This window comes from Streptomyces sennicomposti, assembly GCF_019890635.1.
Taxonomy (GTDB): Bacteria; Actinomycetota; Actinomycetes; order Streptomycetales; family Streptomycetaceae; genus Streptomyces; species Streptomyces sennicomposti.
In genome coordinates this window covers 48,874-65,913 of the sequence record NZ_JAIOAB010000031.1, presented here as the reverse complement: position 1 = coordinate 65,913, position 17,040 = coordinate 48,874, and the positions used below count along the sequence as shown (strand labels likewise).

Here is a 17,040-nt window from a genome sequence, read left to right as displayed (position 1 = left end):
GCCCCGCGCCACGACCGCTACCGCTACCGCTACCGCTACCGCTACCGAAGAACGTTTTTCCCGCGCTCCGCGACACGACCACCGCGGAACGACCATGCGCAACTCGAACGAGGGATGACTCATGAAGACGACCTCTGCCCGGCGTCTCGCACAGGCCGGCGTGATCGCCGTCAGCGCCGCCGCTCTCGCGGCGTGCGGGACCTCCTCGCACTCCTACAACGTCTCGGGAGCCCCGGGCGGCGACGGCGCGGCCTGCTCCCGCCTGGTGGACGCGGTTCCGCAGAAGGTCGCCGGCCACGGGCGCGAGGACTCCGGTCCCGAGGGCACGGCCGTGTGGGGCGACGGCGACGTGATCCTGCGGTGCGGGAACATCTCGGACGTCCCCGAGTCGGCCCCCTGCACGTCGGTGGACGGCGTCGACTGGGTCGTGAACGAGAAGAAGAGCAAGGACGGCACGAAGACGGTGCTCTCCTACGGGCGTGCGCCGGCCGCCGAGATCGCGGTGGCACAGCGGGTCAAGGACAAGGACGCCGTCGTCCGCGCGCTGTCCCCGGCCGTGTCGCGGCTGGCGAAGCAGAAGGCGTGCGCGAAGCGGAGCTGAGGGCGCGGCGCGACGGGCACCGGCCGGTATTGCCCTGGAGGGCAGGGTGCCCGAAGGTGCGATGGTGACCGCGGTGGCGAGAGCGTAGAAATCCCCCTGAACGCGCGTACGAATACCGTCCACGGTTTCGGACGCGTGATCGAAGAAGCAGTCACTTCTACGGGGAGAAACAATGCGCACGCTCTCGCGTCTGGCCTCCGGCGGCGCCGCCGCCATGGCCGCCGGCGCGCTGCTGTTCACGGCCGCGCCCGCTCACGCCACGTCCGCCTCCAACACCTGGGGCATCCCGGGCAACCACAAGATGCAGGTCAACGCCTGGCACTGTGGCGCCTACGTCAGCGCCTGCGACTGGAAGGCGTCGACCAAGCTCTTCAAGGGCAAGGCGCACGAGAAGGGCCAGTGGGTGCAGAACCGGGCCGTCCTGGCCGCCCACGGCATCAGCGTCTCCATCAAGATCTCGAAGAACCCCGAGGCGACGCTGAAGATGACCAGCAAGTCGCAGGGCGAGGTCCGCTGGAAGAACACCAAGGCGTGGATCTCGGACACCTACGGTCAGATGAAGCCCAGCAAGCTGACCGTCTACGTGTCGACGAAGTCCTGCGGCTCCGCCCAGATCACCAGCAAGATCAAGTTCACGGAGAAGTGCGTCACCGCCGGCGCCGCCTGATCCGCACTTGACACCGCGCATCACCTGACCGCCTCTGCCCCCGCCCTCACGGCGGGGGCAGAGTTCTCGTACGGGGGAGAACGAGCATGTCACGCGCCAGGAGAGCCGCCAGGAGGGCGGCCTGGACGCTCGCCGCGGCCTGCCTCATGACGTCGGCCGCCGGCTGCGCCGGGCAGGACGACCGGACCGCGAGCAGCGAACCGGACTACGTGCGGAGCCTGATCAGCCAGACCAACGGCCTGTACTACCACCCGTTCCTGCGCGAGGAGCGCGGCGGCCCCGAAGCCCAGTCCTACGCCTTGCGCGCCCTGGCCGAGACCGGGGCGAAGCCAAAGGTCACGGTGGCAGCGCGGACCGCGGCGGCGCTGCGCTCCGACGCGCTCAAGTCGTCCGCGCTGTGGGGCCGGTACTGGCTCGTGCCCCTGCGCGACGCCGGCGCGTCCGGGGTGCTCGGGCGCGACGACGCGCGGGCGGTGGAGAAGCTGCGCTCCGGCAAGGGCTGGTACGAGGACCCCGCGCTCGACGACGGGAGCGACGACGGACGTCTGAGCGCCACCTGGGCCGCGCTGGAGGTGGAGGCGGCGACGGACTCGCTCGACGCGGTTCCCGCCGCCGGCCGGGCGGCCACGGTCCGCTGGCTGGGCCGGCTGGCCCACGGCGACGTGCCGCTGGAGAAGGCCGCGGTCCTGGCGCGCTGTCTCCGTCTGCTCGGCGAGCCGGTCCCCGCCTCCCTGACCGCGGCCACGGCTCCGGACGTGAGCGGGTTCACCGAGCGGCCGGAGGCGGAACGCGCCACGCTGCTGGAGGAGACCTACGACTACGTACTGCTCCAGGAGTCGGCGGGCCGCACACCGCGCGTGGACCGCGCGACCTGGCAGCAGGTGCTGAACCACGACGTCACCGCCCTCGACCACGAGCAGCTCTACGACCTGGTGCACATCCTGCGCGCCACCGGCAGCCCCGCGCGGTCGTTCTCCTCGGTCGCCCGCCGGCTGGAGGGCGACCGCCTGCCGGACGGCACGATGCGCGACCCGTCCTCCTACCTCGGCACCCCCGACGCCTCCCTCCTCGTGCAGCGGCTGCGGGACCTCGCCGGATGGCCGGTGCGCGACGAACGCCTGCTGGCCGCCGTGGAGAAGCAGGCCGGCGCCCCGGACGCGCCGCGCGACGGCGCCACCCGGCTGACCGTGGCGGCGCTGGAGCACACCGCCGGCGGCCGGGACCTCACCGCCCCGCAGAAGGCGCTGTGCCAGGACCCCTCGACCGTGCCGGCCACGGTCACCTCGGACAACGTGCGGGACTGGCAGCGCGCGGTGTGGGACTGCGCGGACGCCGGCGTGCCGGTGCCCGCCCCCGCCGTGACGCGCTGGGACCTGGACGGTCTGGAGGGCGCGCAGGCGGCCGCCACGCTGGTGGTCGGCCTGCACCAGTCCGGCCACGAGGACCGCGCACCCGGCTGGCTGACCGCGGACCGGCTCGAGAAGTGGGCCACCGACCCCGGCCCCCGCGCGAACGTCTACGACCGTGCCCTCATCGTCCGCGCCTACCTGCTGCTCGGCGGCCACCCCGACGAGTCGGCGGTGGGACGCCTCGCCGCCCTGGTCGCAGCGCACCGCGGCTGTCCGGGCCTGCCCGGCCTGTACCGGCCCGACGACGAGCCGGGCTGCGACCTCAAGACCACCTGGGCCGTGTGGGAGCTGGACAAGGCACTGGACGGAAAACTGGGAGCCCTGCCCTCGCCGGGCCGGTCCCGGGACTGAACGAGACGAAAGGGAGCGCAACCTCCTTGAGCACACTGCTGACGGCGGACGGGGTGGGCAAGTCCTACACCCGGCGCGGACGACGGGTGGACGTCCTCGAAGGCGTCGATCTCGCCGTGGAGCCGGGGCGCGTCACCGCGCTCGTCGGACACTCGGGATCGGGCAAATCCACCCTCCTGCACATCCTCGGCCTGCTGACCAAGCCCGACACCGGCCGGGTGGTCCTGGAGGGCCACGACACCAGCGGCCTGCGGGACGACGCGCTCGCGGACCTGCGCCGTAGGCGGCTGGGGTTCGTCTTCCAGTCCTACAACCTGCTGCCGCAGCACAGCGCCCTGCGCAACGTCCTGCTCCCGTACACCGGCAGACGCGCGGCGGGGGAGGCGCGGGCCCGCTCCCTGCTGGAGCGGGTGGGGCTGGCGGACCGGTGCGACCACCGCCCCGGCGAGCTGTCCGGAGGCGAGCAGCAGCGCGTGGCCCTGGCCCGGGCGCTCGTCAACGATCCGCCGCTGCTGCTGGCCGACGAACCGACCGGGAACCTGGACCCGGAGAGCGAGGCCGTACTGCTGGAGCTGTTCCGGGAGTTGGCGCACGACGGACGCGGTGTGCTGGTCGTCACCCACGACCAGGCCGTCGCGGACGCGGCCGACGTCGTCCACCGGCTCGGCCCGAAGACGGCCCGGTCCGCACCGGACGACACGAACGGCCGTACCCGGGCGCACGCCCGCGACGCGCGGGAGGGCGAGCTGTGAACCTGCTTCAGGTGGCGTGGTGGAACGTGCGGGCGCTGCGCAGGCGGCTGTTCGGGCTGGTGGCGATGGTCGCGGTGGCCGGCGCGGTGTGCCTGAGCGCGATCGGGATCGCCTCGGCCGCCCAGGGCTCGACGACCCGCCAGGTCGGGGAGTCCACGGCGAACCGGTCGATCACGGTGGACTCGCCGGCGGACCGCCCCGACACGGCGCAGCTCACGGAGGCGACGGAGAAGCGCCTGGCGGGCATCCCGCACGTGCAGTCCGTCCAGCACCGGCTCCAGGTGTCCATGCCCGTGCGGGACAATCCCGAGGGCGCCGATCTGCTGTACGCGACGACCTACCGCGCGGCGCTCGCGCCCCCGGTGGTGAAGTCGGTGCGCGACAAGCTGTTCCCGCTGCACCGCGGGGAGGTGGTCTTCCCCGCCTCGACCCACGGCGTGGACCTGTCGTCGATGGTGGGCAGGACGGTGACGGTGGACGCGCACCGCTACGTGCGCCCCGGTGTGGGAGCCACGGTCAGCACGCGGGTGAAGGTGGTGGGCCTGTACGACCCGAGCTGGCAGCTGGACGGCCCGGACACCGCGTACGCCGACGACGGCAGCGTGGTGGCGTGGGCGGCGGCCGCGGCCGGCCGGACCACCGCCGACTATCTGCGCACCTCGGGCTGGAACCAGCTGACCGTGGTGGCCGACAGCTCCGCCCATGTGCCGCAGGTGCTCGCGGCCGTGCAGCGGATGGACTACCCGGCCGTCACGCTCCAGCAGCAGCTCCAGGCGTTGCCCGGCGTGCTGACGCTGGTCCGGCTGACCGGCAGGGTGCTGCTCGGCGTCCTGGCCGTGCTGGCCTTCGCCGGGGCGGTCACGGTCACGGGCGCGCTGGGGCGGCAGCGCGCCCAGGAGGTGGGGATCCTCAAGGCGGTCGGTTTCCGCGGCCGGTCGGTGACGGCCATGCTCGTGGCCGAGATGGCGATCGCCGGGGCGGTGGCGGCGGTGGCCGGGGCGGTGCTGGCGGTGGGCGTGTCCGGCGCCGCCGCGGCCGGGCTGCGGCGCATCGGCGACGTCGCCCCCTACGTGCAGGACGCGGTGCCGCTTCCGGGGGCGCCGACGCTGATCGCCCTGTCGGTCGCCACGGTGCTGGTGGTGGCCGCCGGTGCCGTGCTCCCGGCCCGGCGCGCCGCGCGCATGTCCCCCACCGAGGCGATGAAGGACTGGTGATCGCCGTGCCGCTGCGCAAGACGTCGTACGCCGCGCTCGTGGCGTCCATCGCGCTGCTGGCGTCCTGCTCCGCCGCCCAGGACATCGAGGTGGGGTCGGACTGGAAGGGGTCCGAGACGTTCGTGACCGCGCGCGTGTCCGGGCGCACCGTGGTGGTCGGCATCGATCCGGCGGCGCGGCACGCGCAGACGCTGGCCGTCGTGCCGCGCGCGGACGGCGACGACGACGTGGCGGCCCCGCAGCTCGTGCGGTCGGGCGACGGGACGTGGTGGCTGTCGCTGCCCGGCGAGGGCGGGCACGGGGACCGGCTCTTCCGGCTGGACCCCGCCCGGCACGCCCTGGAGGAGCGGGGCAGCATCGGGCAGCAGACCGAACTCGTGCCCGGCAGAAGCCTGTTGGCGACCGTGCCCGCCGCTGACGGCTCCGGCGGCCCCGGCGCGGCGGGCCGCAGGACCGCCGAGGTGCTGGTGCGCGACGCGAAGACCTGGAAGCAGGTGCGCCGCGCACGGGTTCCGGGACCGGTCACGCTGACGGCCCCCGATCCGTCCGGGGACAGCGTGTGCCTGGCCGCCGGGGAGGACGACGGCATGGAGGTGAGCGTGCTCGACCTCGCCACCGGCCGGGTACGGCGCGCCGGCCGCTCCCCCGGTGTGCAGGTGCAGCAACTGGCCTGCGCCGCCGGAGTTCCGGTGCTGGCCGGCTCCCCTGCCGCGGACGGCGGCGGGACGGCGGTGCGGGCGGCCCTCTCCCACGTGGACGGCGCGACGGTGGTGAGCGTGACCGGTGGACGGGTCGACGCCGTGCAGGCGACGGAGGGCACCGTCGTGCTCGCGGTGAACCGCGGCCAGGACAGCGACCTCGTCGAACTCGACCGCGCGAGCGGACGCGAACTGCGCCGTGTGACGGCCGGCGGCGTGGACGACTCGTATCTGCTGCGGCCCACGCGGAGCGGCTGGCTGATGGTCTCGGACGACACCGCGACCGTGGTCGACCTGGCCGGGGGGACATCGCACACGTTCGACCTGCCGGGACCGCTGACGAGCTTGTGATCCTCGCCGGGAGGGGCCTCGCCGTCCCCTCCCCGTGGCGCCGGGAGGGGACGGCGGGCCGTGGGTCAGCCCAGGGTGTTCCACTTCGGGTCGGTGGCGATCTTCTCCAGCCGGGACAGGGTGAGGGCCGGGGCCCTGCGGGTGGGCGCCGTGGTCTGGGCGCCCGAGTTGAAGGCGCTGATCACGACGCGGCGGCCGTCGGGGCGGATGGTGTCCACCGTCCACATGACGATGCCCGCGATGTCCTTGTCGCCGGCCGACTGGTGCGTGACGACCTTCGTGCCGTCGGGCAGGACCTTGGCGTCCGCACCGAACAACTCGCCCTCGACGTCCCGCATGTCGGGCTGGTCGTTGAGCTGGACCAGGCTCGCGCCCTTGCCGTCGTCCACGACGACGTACCCGAACTCGGGATCCGCGTTGCCCTTGCCCACGATCTCGACGCCCTTGGGCAGCAGCCCGGCGAGGGTCGCCGAGACGGAACCCGTCGGGCCCTTCGGCTCGTTCGGCGCGGGCTTCGGCCACTGGCTCGCCGGGATCGCGTCGGCCGCCGTACGCCACTCGGCCGCGGTGGCCAGCGCCGTCAACCGCGCCGCCGACAGCGGCGGTTCGGGGCGGGTGACCGGCGCGTCCTTCTCGGCCGCCGCGTTCCACTCCTGTACGTCGATGAACTGGCCGGTCGGCGTGACCAGTTCGGCGCGCCACAGCTTCGTGCCGCTGCGCTTGTCCGGGTACTCGTACCCCTTGAGGATCATCAGGGCGGAGCCGTCGGCCAGTTTCGTCGTGGAGCAGCTGTCGTAGGCGATGAACGCCTTGTCGGGGCACTGGGTGTTCTGGCGCGCCTCCTGGGTGCCGGGCGGGACGCGGTTGATGCCGACGCTGATCGCCGCCTTGCCCCGGCCGTCGTCGTACACGCCCTGCACATAAGGGGTCGCGTACATGTTCTTCGCCGAGGAGCGTTCGTCCGTGCCGCGCGCCTCGGTCTGCGTCAGCCGGCCGCCGGGCAGCAGCTTCTCGAAGGCGCCCAGGAGACTCGCGGCGGAGACGGCGGGCTTCGCGGCCCCGGTCTCGGCGGCCGTGGTGGTGATGCCGGCCTTCGGGCTGCCGGCGGCGGACTGCTGCCGGCCGTCTCCGCCCTGGCCGCCGGGGAGGACGAGCGCCCCGCCCACCCCGACCAGAGCGACGGCGGCGACGCCGCCCGCGACGGCGGCCCGGCGCCGCGCGACCAGCCGCCGGCCCCGTGCCGCGCCCTCGGCGGCCAGGTCGCGCCGGCCGGTGTCGAGGGCCGCGCCGGTGTCCCGCAGGACGTGGGTGAACCGTTCCTCGAAGGAGTCGTGGTCTGCTTCGGGCATGACGAACCGCCGTTTCTCGGACGTGGAGGGGTAAGGGGGCTCAGGGTCTGGCGTACTCGCCGAGCGCGTCGCCGAGCAGCAGCCGCAGCCGGGCCAGGGCGCGGACGCACCGGGTCCGGACGGCGGCGGAGCTGGTGTTCATCGCGGCGGCCGTCTCCTCGACGCTGCGGTCCTCCCAGTAGCGCAGGACGACCACCGCCCGGTCCTTAGCGGAGAGTTGGCCGAGGGCCTGGAAGAGGGTGAGCCGCAGCGAGGCGTCACCGGCCGACTCCGGCCCCGCGACCTCGGGCAGTACGTCGGTGGTGCGCTCCCTGCGGCTGCTGTGCCGGCGCCGGTGTGCCAGGAAGGTACGGGTGAGCACGGTCTGGACGTAACCGGCCGGGTTGTCCGCGCCGGAGATCCGCCCCCACTTCAGGTACACCCGGCCGAGGGTCTCCTGGACCAGGTCCTCGGCCAGATGGGTGTCCCCGCCGGTGAGCAGACAGGCCGACCGGTACAGATGCCCGGCCCGGGCCGCCGCGAACTCCGGATAGCCGTCGTCGCGCCCCTGCCTCATGCACGCTCCCCCGCGGCTCCCGTGCCCTCCGTGGCACTCTCACCCCCTTGATGCGGTGAGACCCCCCGGATGTTTCACAGGTTCCGGAAATCCTTTCGGCAACGGTGGGGCGGGGTGCGGGGGTTGACGGTCACTTCTCCTTCGAGGACTCCTCGGCGGCGGGCGCCTCGTCCTTCGGGGACGCCTCGCCCTTCGGGGACGCCTCGTCCTCGGCGGCCGGAGCGTCGTTCTGATCCGCGTCCTCGGCGGCGGGCTCCTCGTCCCCGTCCTCGAAGTACGCGTCCAGCACCGCGTCCAGCCGCGCCTCCCACTCGGCGAACCGGGACCTGGCCGGGGCCTCGATCTCGATCGGGTACCAGCGGCGCTCGGGGGTGTGGACGGTGACCGTGAAGCGCTTGCCGAAGCGCGGGGTCTCCGTCTCCACCGCGCCGATCTCGTCCCAGCGGAACTCGCACTCCTGGTCGTCCAGGCTGAGCCGTACGCCCCGGTGGTCGGCGACGATCCGCGCCCGGCGGTCGGCGGCCTCGAACACCGGTCCGTCGGGGGCGACTTCGGCCTCCGGGCCGGCGTCCTCGGCGCGCTGCGCCGCCGCCTCGGCATCGGCCTCCCCGGCGTCGGCCGCCTTCGCCTCGGCCTCGGGGGCCGCGTCCTGCTGACCCGCCGCCGAGGACGTCTTCCCGGCCCCGGCCGACGGCGTCTCCTCCGGCTCCGTCCCCGGCCCCCCGTCCGCGGGGTCGGCCGCCGCGGGCGGCGTGAGGCCGGGGATGAAGGCCGGGTCGAAACCGGCCCCCGTCACGGGCTCGTTCTTCAGGGGCCGGCTGCTCGAACCTATGCGCTGCTCCACAGCGCGAAGTATGGTCGACAAACCTGTGCGCGGCACCGTCGGCCCCGACTTCGTTATCAGACGCCAACACCGCGCGGCTGAAAGCCGACACCATGCGCACCGACGCCGACACCGCGCCGCCCGGCACCGAGGCCGGACGCCGGCGCCGCCCGACCGGGCGCCGGCACCCCGCACCGCACGGCTACACGAAGACGCTCAGCACCGCCGCCACCGCGAACCCCGCCAGCGACAGCACGCTCTCCAGCACCGTCCACGTCTTGAGCGTGTCCCGTTCGCTGATGCCGAAGTACTTCGCCACCATCCAGAAGCCGCCGTCGTTGACGTGCGAGGCGAAGATCGAGCCGGCCGAGATCGCCATGATGACCAGGGCGACGAAGGCCTGCGAGTGGTGGCCCTCGGACAGCAGCGGGGCGACGATGCCCGCCGTCGTCACGATCGCCACCGTCGCCGAGCCCTGCGCGACCCGCAGCACCAGCGAGATCAGGTACGACAGCACGATCACCGGCAGGCCCACGCCGTTGAAGGTGTCCGAGAGGGCCTGCGCGACCCCGCTCGCCTTCAGCACCGCGCCGAACACCCCGCCCGCGCCGACCACCAGCAGGATGTTGCCCACCGGCTTCAGGGACGCCGTCGACACCGCCTCCAGGGACTTGCGCGACCAGCCCCGGCGGATGCCGAGCAGGTAGTAGGCGAGCACCAGGGCGATGGTGAGCGCCACGAACGGGTGCCCGAAGAACTCGATCACCGAGCGGCCCGTCGACGGGTCGAGCGCGACCGAGGAGAAGGTGGCGGCGAGGATCAGCACCAGGGGCGTGCCGATGATCCCGAGGACGGTGCCGAGCGCCACCGGCGTCTCCCTCGGCTCGACGCCGGAGGCCCGCTGCTCGGCGAGGACCGCCCGACGGGCCTCCTGTGCCGCCTCGGCCATGTCCTGCGGCACCTCGACGAAGACGCGCTTGCCGATCCAGGCGGCGTACGCCCAGGCGGCCAGCACCGCGGGGATGCCGCAGACGACGCCCATGAGGATGATCCAGCCGAGCTGGACGTGCAGCAGTCCGGCGGCGGCCACCGGGCCGGGGTGCGGGGGCAGGAAGGCGTGGGTCATGGACAGGCCGGCCAGCAGCGGCAGGCAGTACAGGACGATCGACCGGCCGCCCCGCTTGGCGGCGGCGTAGACGAGGGGCGCGAGGACGAAGATGCCCACGTCGAAGAAGACCGGGATGCCGAAGATCAGGCCGGTCAGGCCCATGGCGAGGGGTGCGCGCCGCTCGCCGAAGAGGTTCAGCAGCCGGGCGGCCAGCACCTCCGCGCCGCCGCTGACCTCCAGGATCGCGCCGAGCATGGTGCCCAGGCCGATGATGATCGCGACGTGGCCGAGGATGCCGCCCATGCCGGACTCGATGGTGGAGACGGCGTCCGAGCGCTGGACCGTGCCGAAGAGTTCGGTGACGGACAGGCCGGCCAGCAGGCCGACGGCTATGGAGACGGCGAGCAGCGCCACGAACGGCTGGAGCCGGGCCTTGATGATCAGGAAGAGCAGCAGGGCGATGCCGATGCCGGCCACCAGCAGCAGGCCGGGGGTGCCGTCGAGGAGGAGGAGCAGACCGCCGGTGTGCGGGGGCGCGGCCGGGGCGGCGGCGAGCGAAGGGGACATACGGGGGTCCTCTGCGGAAGTGGGGTGAGGGGCGTAAGTGCATGGGGCTTTCGGGCAGGGCTGATCGCGGCACGGCGCCCGAGGGGTGGTGGGCGCCGTGCCGTGCGGAGGTGCGGAGGTGCGGGTGAGGGAGGCGGTGGCGCCTCGGCTCAGGGGAGGCGGTGGCGGCCTCGGCTCAGGGGAGGCTCACGGGACTCGGGGCACGGGACTCGGGTCCGTACGGCCCGGTCGGGGGCGGCCCCGGTCGGGGGCGGCCCCGACCGGCTACCGCCTCAGCCGAGGACGGCGAGCGCGTCGATCTCGATGAGGAGTCCCGCGGGCAGGCCGACGTAGACCGTGGTGCGCGCGGCGGGCGGCTGGGTGAGGCCCTGCTCCTCGAAGTACTGGTTGTAGATCGCGTTCATCTCGGCGAAGTGGTCCACGTCGGTGAGGTAGACGCGGATCATCATCACGTCGTCCCAGCTCGCGCCGCCCTCCTCCAGGATCGCCTTGACGTTGGCGAGGGTCTGGAGGGTCTGCTCGCGCAGGCCGGGGCCGACGGGCGTGGGGGGCTTGCCCTCCTCGGCGGGCAGGAAGCCGACCTGGCCGGCGACCTGGAGGATGTTGCCCTTCCGGACCCCGTGGGAGAACTTCGCGGGCGGGACGGTGTGGGTCGTGGGGGTGAGGGCGGTCTTCTCGGTCATGCGGGGTCCCTGTCTGGGGTCGGTACGGGGGTTCTGCCGGAGTACTCGCCGCTGATGGCGTCCGCGGTACGGCGCACCAGCGGGAGCAGGGTGAGGAGTTCGTCGGCGGTGACGACGACGTTCGGCGCGGAGACCGACATCGCGGCGACCACCCGGCCGTCGGCGCCGCGGACGGGGGCGGCGACGCAGTTGATGGACTCCTCGTGGCCGCCGAGGTCGGTGGCCCAGCCCTGTTCGCGCACGGTCGCCAGTTCCGTGAGGAAGGCGGCGGGGCCGGGCGTCGAACGGGCCGTGTACAGGGGGTAGTCGAGCTTCTCGGCGACGGCGCGCCGCTCGGGCTCGGGCAGGTCGGCCAGGAGCAGCTTGGCGACGGCGGCGACGGTGATGGCGACCGGGCGGCCGATCCGCGAGTACATGCGGACCGGGTAGCGGCTATCCACCTTGTCGATGTAGAGGACCTCGCCCTCCTCGTACACGGCGAGGTGCACCGTGTGGCCGCAGGCCTCGTTGAGGCGGACCAGGTGGGGGTGGGCGATCTCGCGGACGTCGAGGTTCTCCATCGCCTCCTGGGCGAGGGCGAAGAGGCGGGCGCCGAGGCGGTAGCGCTGGTCGGACTGGCGGTAGACCAGGCCGTGTTCGTGGAGGGTGCGCAGCAGGCGCAGCGCGGTGGACTTGTGGACGCCGAGGCGGTCGGCGACCTTCCCGAGGTCGGCGGGGCCTTCGGCGAGCAGCGGCAGGATGCTCAGCGCGCGGTCGACGGTCTGGCTCATGGGGTGCGTACCTCCTCCTCGGCCCGCCGGGCGGTGCGCGTCCAGCCGGGGCCGAGTCGCAGTCTCCCCCACGCGGCGTCGTCGAGGGCGGCCAGCCGGTCGGCGTGGTCGCGGGCGGGCGGCGGGGCGAGGTCGCCGGGGACGGTGAGGGCGGCGGCGGCCGCGAGGTGGCCGTGGCGCAGCCGGTCGCGCACGGGCAGGCCGCGCAGGGTGGCGGAGAGGAACCCGGCGGCGAAGGCGTCGCCCGCGCCGACGTGGGCGACGACGTCGACGTGCGGGGCGGCGACGTGCGTGGCGGTGCCGTCGGCGTCCTCGGTCACGACCGCCCACTCGGCGTTCCGCTCGAACGCGGTCGCCCCGCCCGCCCCCTGCTTGACGACGACGGTCCCCGGCTCGGGCAGCGCCTCGCGCACGGCCCGGCCGCCGCGCAGGCCCCAGGCGGCGCGGGCCTCGTCGTCGCCGACGAAGACGATGTCGGCGCGGCGGGCCAGCTCCAGCAGGACGCGCGGCCCGTCGGCGTCGGGCCACAGCGCGGGCCGGAAGTTCACGTCGAAGGAGACCAGCGGGCGGCCGGGTCCGGGGGCCGTCAGCTCGCGCAGCAGTTCCAGGCAGTCGCCGGAGAGGGCCGCCGTGATGCCCGACAGGTGCAGCACCCGGCAGGCGCGCAGCGCGGCCGTGTCGACGGTGCGGGCGGACATCGCGGAGGCCGCCGAGCCGGCCCGGTAGTACGCCACCTCGTGGGCGTCGGTGGCGCGGTCGCCGGCGGTGCGGAAGTAGACGCCGGTGGGGCGGTCGGGGTCGCGGCGCACGGCGTCCACGTCGACGCCCCAGGAGCCGATCGTCTCCACCAGGTGGTCGCCGAAGCCGTCCGCGCCGACCCGGCTCACCCAGCGCGCGGAGTGCCCGGCGGCGGCGAGCACGCAGGCCGCGTTGGACTCGGCGCCGCCGATGCCGCGTTCGAAGGACGGCACGTCGGCGAGGCGACCGGGGCGGGAGGGGCGGAAGGCGACCATGGACTCGCCGAGCGTCGCGACGTCCACGGCGCGTGCCCCCGGGGCGGCGTCGGCACCGGTGCCGCTGTCCTTGCCGGTGCCGGGGCCGTTGCGGGGTCCGGTGGCGGTCACGATGCTCGTAGCTCCTCGGTGCCGGGGTGCGGGGACGTCCGTTGACCTCGCGTGGCCGAGATGTTAGACAGCAGTGAGCGTCATACGCAATGAGTGTTGCATTACGTGCAACGCCGCTGATCAGGGAGGTTCCGTGAGCACCGAGGCATTCGCCGGGCTGGACGAGGAACGCGTCGACCACCGCTTCAAGGGCCTCCCGCCGGACGCGGACGGCCTGACCGTGGGCGAGCTGGCGGCCCAGCGCCGCAACCTCTTCACCGACGGCTTCACCACCCCGGTGCTCGCGCTGTCCGCCGAGCGCCTGGAGCACAACCTGAAGCTGATGGAGACGTACACGGCCCGCCACGGCCTCGCCTTCGCGCCGCACGGCAAGACCTCCATGGCCCCGCGGCTGTTCCAGCGGCAGCTCGACCACGGGGCGTGGGGCATCACCCTCGCCCTGCCCCACCAGGTGCGGGTGGCGCGGGAGTTCGGCGTGCGGCGGATCTTCCTGGCCAACGAGGTGGTGGACCCGGCCGCCCTGCGCTGGTTCGCCGCCGAACTCGCCGCCGACCCGTCCTTCCACCTGGTCTGCTACGTCGACTCGGTGCGCGGCGTGGAGCTGATGGACGCGGCGCTGCGCGGCGCCGCCCGGCCGCTGGACGTGGTGGTCGAACTCGCCGCCGGTGAGGGCGCCCGGACCGGTGCGCGCACGGAGGCCGACTGCGCGGCGGTCGCGGACGCGGTGGCCGCCGCGCCGACGCTGCGGCTGGCCGGCGTCGCCGGGTACGAGGGCGAGGTTCCCGAGGCCGATCCGGAGCGGGTGCGGGCGTATCTGCGGCGGCTGGTGGACCTGGCGGCGGGCTTCGACAAGGCCGGGCGGTTCCGGGGCGTGGAGGAGATCGTGGTGAGCGCGGGCGGCAGCGCCTGGTTCGACGCGGTGGCCGACGTGTTCGCCGGCATCCCCGGACTCTCGCTGCCGGTGCTGAAGTTGCTGCGCTCGGGCGCGTACGTCTCGCACGACGACGGCCGCTACCGCGAGGTCACCCCGTTCAACCGGGTGCCCGGGGAAGGGGCGTTGGAGCCCGCGTTCCGGCTGTGGGCGCAGGTCGTCTCCCGGCCCTCGGCCGGACAGGCCTTCGCCAACGCGGGCAAGCGGGACGCGGCCTACGACCTGGATCTGCCCGTGGCGCAGGTGGTGCGGCGCGACGGCGTGGAACGTCCGGCGACGGGCGTCACCGTCACCGGCCTGTCCGACCAGCACACGTGGCTCAGCACCACGCCGGAGGCGGACGTGGAGGTCGGCGACTGGATCGGCCTGGGCCTGTCCCACCCGTGCACGTCCTTCGACAAGTGGCCGCTGATCCCGGTGACGGAGGCGGACGGGACGGTCGTGGAGTACGTACGGACGTTCTTCTAGCCCACGCCACCGTGGAAGGAGTCACCCATGGACCCGGTCGAGCCCGCCGACTTCGCCGATCTCGTCGTCCGGGACGCGGACGTCGTGGACGGCACCGGCGCGCCCTCCTACCGCGCGGACGTGGCGGTCAAGGACGGCAGGATCGTCTCGATCGTGAAGGAGGCCGCCTCGGCGGGCTGCCAGCGGCCGCGCGCGAGACGCGAACTGGACGCGGAGGGCCTGGTCCTCTCCCCCGGCTTCATCGACATGCACGCCCACAGCGATCTGGAGCTGCTGCGCGACCCCGACCACAGCGCGAAGGCCGCGCAGGGCGTCACGCTGGAGGTGATCGGCCAGGACGGCCTGTCGTACGCGCCCGTGGACGACCGGACGCTCGCCGAGGTCCGCCGGGCGATCACCGGCTGGAACGGCCACGGCGACGACATCGACTTCTCCTGGCGGTCGGTGGGCGAGTACCTGGACCGCCTCGACCACGGCTTCGACGGCGAGGGCATCGCCGTGAACGCGGCCTACCTCGTCCCGCAGGGCACCGTCCGCGCGCTCGCCGTGGGCTGGGGCGACCGCCCGGCCACGCCCCAGGAGCTGGACCGGATGCGGCGGTTGGTCGCCGAGGGCATGGAGCAGGGGGCGGTCGGCATGTCCTCCGGGCTCACCTACACGCCCGGCATGTACGCCGAGGACGCCGAACTCACCGAGCTGTGCCGGGTGGTGGCCGGGTACAGCGGCTACTACTGCCCGCACCACCGCAGTTACGGCGCGGGTGCGCTGGAGGCGTACGCGGAGATGGTGGCGCTGAGCCGCGCGGCCGGCTGTCCGCTGCACCTCGCGCACGCCACCATGAACTTCGGTCCCAACAAGGGCCGCGCGCCCGAGCTGCTGGCCCTGCTGGACGATGCGCTGGCCGCCGGGGCCGACATCACCCTGGACACCTATCCGTACACCCCCGGCTGCACCACCCTGGTGGCGCTGCTGCCGAGCTGGGCGAGCGAGGGCGGCCCGGAGCGCGTCCTCGGCAGGCTCGCCGACGAGGCCACCGCCGAGCGCGTCCGCCACGACCTGGAGGTGACCGGCTCCGACGGCTGCCACGGGGTGCCGGTGGAGTGGGAGACGATCGAGATCTCCGGCGTCACGGCTCCCGCGCTCGCCGGGTACGTGGGCCGGACGGTCGCCGAGTCGGCGGCGCGGCGCGGCGAGAGCCCGTGGACCGTCGCCCGCCGGCTGCTGGCCGAGGACCGGCTCGGCACGACGATCCTGCAGCACGTCGGCCACGAGGAGAACGTCCGGGCGATCATGCGGCACCCCGTCCACACCGGCGGCTCCGACGGCATCCTGCGCGGCGCCAAGCCGCACCCGCGCGCCTACGGCACCTTCCCCCGCTATCTCGGGCACTACGTGCGGGAGTCGGGCGTGCTGTCGCTGGAGGAGTGCGTCGCGCACCTGACCGGGCGGCCGGCGGCGCGGCTGCGGCTGCCCGACCGGGGCGTGGTGCGCGAGGGGTACCGGGCCGACCTGGTCCTGTTCGACCCGGCGACCGTCGCGGCGGGCGCCACCTTCGAGCAGCCGCGCACCCCGCCGGCCGGCATCCCGTACGTGCTGATCGACGGCCGGTTCGTCATCGAGGACGGCCGCCGCACGGACGTGCTGGCGGGGCGGGCGGTCCGCCGTACTCCGGTGTGACCGCCCGCCCTACGGCTCAGTGCGGGTCGCTCACGGCTTGGGCAGGACGCAGCCGCTCGCGTTCAGGTTGAGCTTGTTGCCGGTCGTGAAGCAGGCGGGTATCTGGTACGTCTCCTCGGCGTAGTTGATGCCCTGCCGGACGGTGACGTTGCCGCTCGCGTCGACCTCGCACGGGTTGTTCTCCGTGCAGCGCTGGCCGTCCTCGTTGCCGGTGTTGTTGACGGCGACGACCTTGCCGGTGGCGGTGTCGACGACGGGCGAGCCGGAGGTGCCGCCGATGGTGTTGCAGGCGGAGGTGTAGCGGACGGAGTCCTTCCAGGTCCAGCCGCCCTCCTTCAGGCGGTAGACGAACCCGTCGATGTTGCAGCTGTAGATCTTCTTCCAGTACCCGGAGACCACCTTGATGGCGGTGCCGGCCACCGGGTGGGTGTCGCTCACGGTCAGCGCGCTGATCCCGTACGAGTTCTTGATCTGCGCGTAGGTGCTGGTGAGGCGGTAGATCGTGACGTCCGTGTCGGTCATGGTCGAGTAGACGACCTGGTTGGCGCGGAGCGTGGCGACCTTGGTGCCGGCGGAGTTCAGCAGGCCGAAGGTGCGGCTGGAGGACTGGCCGGTGATGACCTCACCGGGGTCCGGGAAGCCGGTCTCCAGGCAGTGGCCGTTGGAGAGCACGAGCGCCGGGTCGCTGTCCGCGGAGGCGGGGAAGCGGATGACGGAGCCGGAGCAGTTGCTCAGCGAGACGGTGCCGGCGAAGTCGACGGCCTTGACCGCGGGGGCCGCCTTCTTCGCGGGAGCGGCGGCCGCGCCGCCGTTCTGCGCGGCGGCCGCCGCGGGCGCCATGCCCGCCCCGGTGATCACCAGGGTGGCGAGCGTGGCAAGGAGAGGCTTGTTCATGTGGGGTCCCCTCTTGAGACGCAGGCAGCCGGAGATCTTCCGGCCGC

The 17,040-nt window shown here is 73.7% G+C and carries 16 protein-coding genes; 8 read left to right on the top strand and 8 right to left on the bottom strand.

Features of this window, described 5'->3' with window-relative positions:
- Positions 1-121: 121 nt before the first annotated feature.
- From K7787_RS18595 to K7787_RS18570, 6 genes are all read left to right on the top strand, one after another.
- Positions 122-601, top strand: a complete 480-nt coding sequence (locus K7787_RS18595; protein ID WP_223002241.1) for a DUF3515 family protein — start codon at positions 122-124, stop codon at positions 599-601.
- Positions 602-773: 172 nt separating this feature from the next.
- Positions 774-1,268: a hypothetical protein gene (locus tag K7787_RS18590; RefSeq protein ID WP_009190361.1), complete on the top strand. Its 495-nt coding sequence runs from the start codon at positions 774-776 to the stop codon at positions 1,266-1,268.
- Between the two features lie 86 nt (positions 1,269-1,354).
- On the top strand, positions 1,355-3,028 hold the full coding sequence (locus tag K7787_RS18585; protein ID WP_247721042.1) for a hypothetical protein: 1,674 nt from the start codon (positions 1,355-1,357) through the stop codon (positions 3,026-3,028).
- 26 nt (positions 3,029-3,054) lie between these two features.
- Complete coding sequence (locus K7787_RS18580; RefSeq protein WP_043261233.1) at positions 3,055-3,780, top strand: ABC transporter ATP-binding protein; 726 nt, start codon at positions 3,055-3,057, stop codon at positions 3,778-3,780.
- Entirely contained in the window at positions 3,777-4,994 is a 1,218-nt protein-coding gene (locus K7787_RS18575) for an ABC transporter permease (RefSeq protein WP_223002240.1), read from the top strand. Before K7787_RS18580 ends, K7787_RS18575 begins: the two co-directional genes overlap by 4 nt.
- Positions 4,991-6,043 (top strand): hypothetical protein, encoded by a 1,053-nt coding sequence (locus tag K7787_RS18570; protein WP_223002239.1) that lies wholly within the window; start codon positions 4,991-4,993, stop codon positions 6,041-6,043. The genes K7787_RS18575 and K7787_RS18570 overlap by 4 nt, the downstream gene beginning before the upstream one ends.
- 65 nt (positions 6,044-6,108) lie before the next feature.
- Here the strand turns inward: K7787_RS18570 and K7787_RS18565 are convergent, their stop codons facing one another.
- From K7787_RS18565 to K7787_RS18535, 7 genes are all read right to left on the bottom strand, one after another.
- Complete coding sequence (locus K7787_RS18565) at positions 6,109-7,392, bottom strand: hypothetical protein (RefSeq protein ID WP_223002238.1); 1,284 nt, start codon at positions 7,390-7,392, stop codon at positions 6,109-6,111.
- A 40-nt stretch (positions 7,393-7,432) separates the two neighbouring features.
- Positions 7,433-7,948, bottom strand: a complete 516-nt coding sequence (locus K7787_RS18560) for a SigE family RNA polymerase sigma factor (protein WP_009190356.1) — start codon at positions 7,946-7,948, stop codon at positions 7,433-7,435.
- A gap of 130 nt (positions 7,949-8,078) precedes the next feature.
- Positions 8,079-8,792, bottom strand: coding sequence for a hypothetical protein (locus K7787_RS18555; protein WP_223002237.1), 714 nt, complete (start codon positions 8,790-8,792; stop codon positions 8,079-8,081).
- A 181-nt stretch (positions 8,793-8,973) separates the two neighbouring features.
- Positions 8,974-10,446, bottom strand: coding sequence for a GntP family permease (locus K7787_RS18550; protein ID WP_009190354.1), 1,473 nt, complete (start codon positions 10,444-10,446; stop codon positions 8,974-8,976).
- Between the two features lie 272 nt (positions 10,447-10,718).
- On the bottom strand, positions 10,719-11,129 hold the full coding sequence (locus K7787_RS18545) for a RidA family protein (protein WP_009190353.1): 411 nt from the start codon (positions 11,127-11,129) through the stop codon (positions 10,719-10,721).
- Positions 11,126-11,899, bottom strand: a complete 774-nt coding sequence (locus tag K7787_RS18540) for an IclR family transcriptional regulator (RefSeq protein WP_009190352.1) — start codon at positions 11,897-11,899, stop codon at positions 11,126-11,128. Before K7787_RS18540 ends, K7787_RS18545 begins: the two co-directional genes overlap by 4 nt.
- Complete coding sequence (locus K7787_RS18535; RefSeq protein WP_372456655.1) at positions 11,896-13,023, bottom strand: sugar kinase; 1,128 nt, start codon at positions 13,021-13,023, stop codon at positions 11,896-11,898. Before K7787_RS18535 ends, K7787_RS18540 begins: the two co-directional genes overlap by 4 nt.
- Positions 13,024-13,156: 133 nt before the next feature.
- Here K7787_RS18535 and K7787_RS18530 point away from each other — a divergent pair, with 133 nt between their 5' ends.
- Both K7787_RS18530 and K7787_RS18525 read left to right on the top strand, forming a co-directional pair.
- Positions 13,157-14,422 carry an amino acid deaminase gene (locus K7787_RS18530; protein WP_223002236.1) on the top strand — a complete coding sequence of 422 codons (1,266 nt, stop codon included), beginning with the start codon at positions 13,157-13,159 and terminating at the stop codon, positions 14,420-14,422.
- A gap of 27 nt (positions 14,423-14,449) precedes the next feature.
- Positions 14,450-16,099 (top strand): N-acyl-D-amino-acid deacylase family protein, encoded by a 1,650-nt coding sequence (locus K7787_RS18525; RefSeq protein WP_223002235.1) that lies wholly within the window; start codon positions 14,450-14,452, stop codon positions 16,097-16,099.
- Positions 16,100-16,129: 30 nt separating this feature from the next.
- Here the strand turns inward: K7787_RS18525 and K7787_RS18520 are convergent, their stop codons facing one another.
- The gene (locus K7787_RS18520; RefSeq protein WP_009190348.1) at positions 16,130-16,993 is read right to left on the bottom strand and encodes a S1 family peptidase; all 864 of its coding nucleotides are present in this window, start codon (positions 16,991-16,993) and stop codon (positions 16,130-16,132) included.
- Between the last annotated feature and the right edge of the window lie 47 nt (positions 16,994-17,040).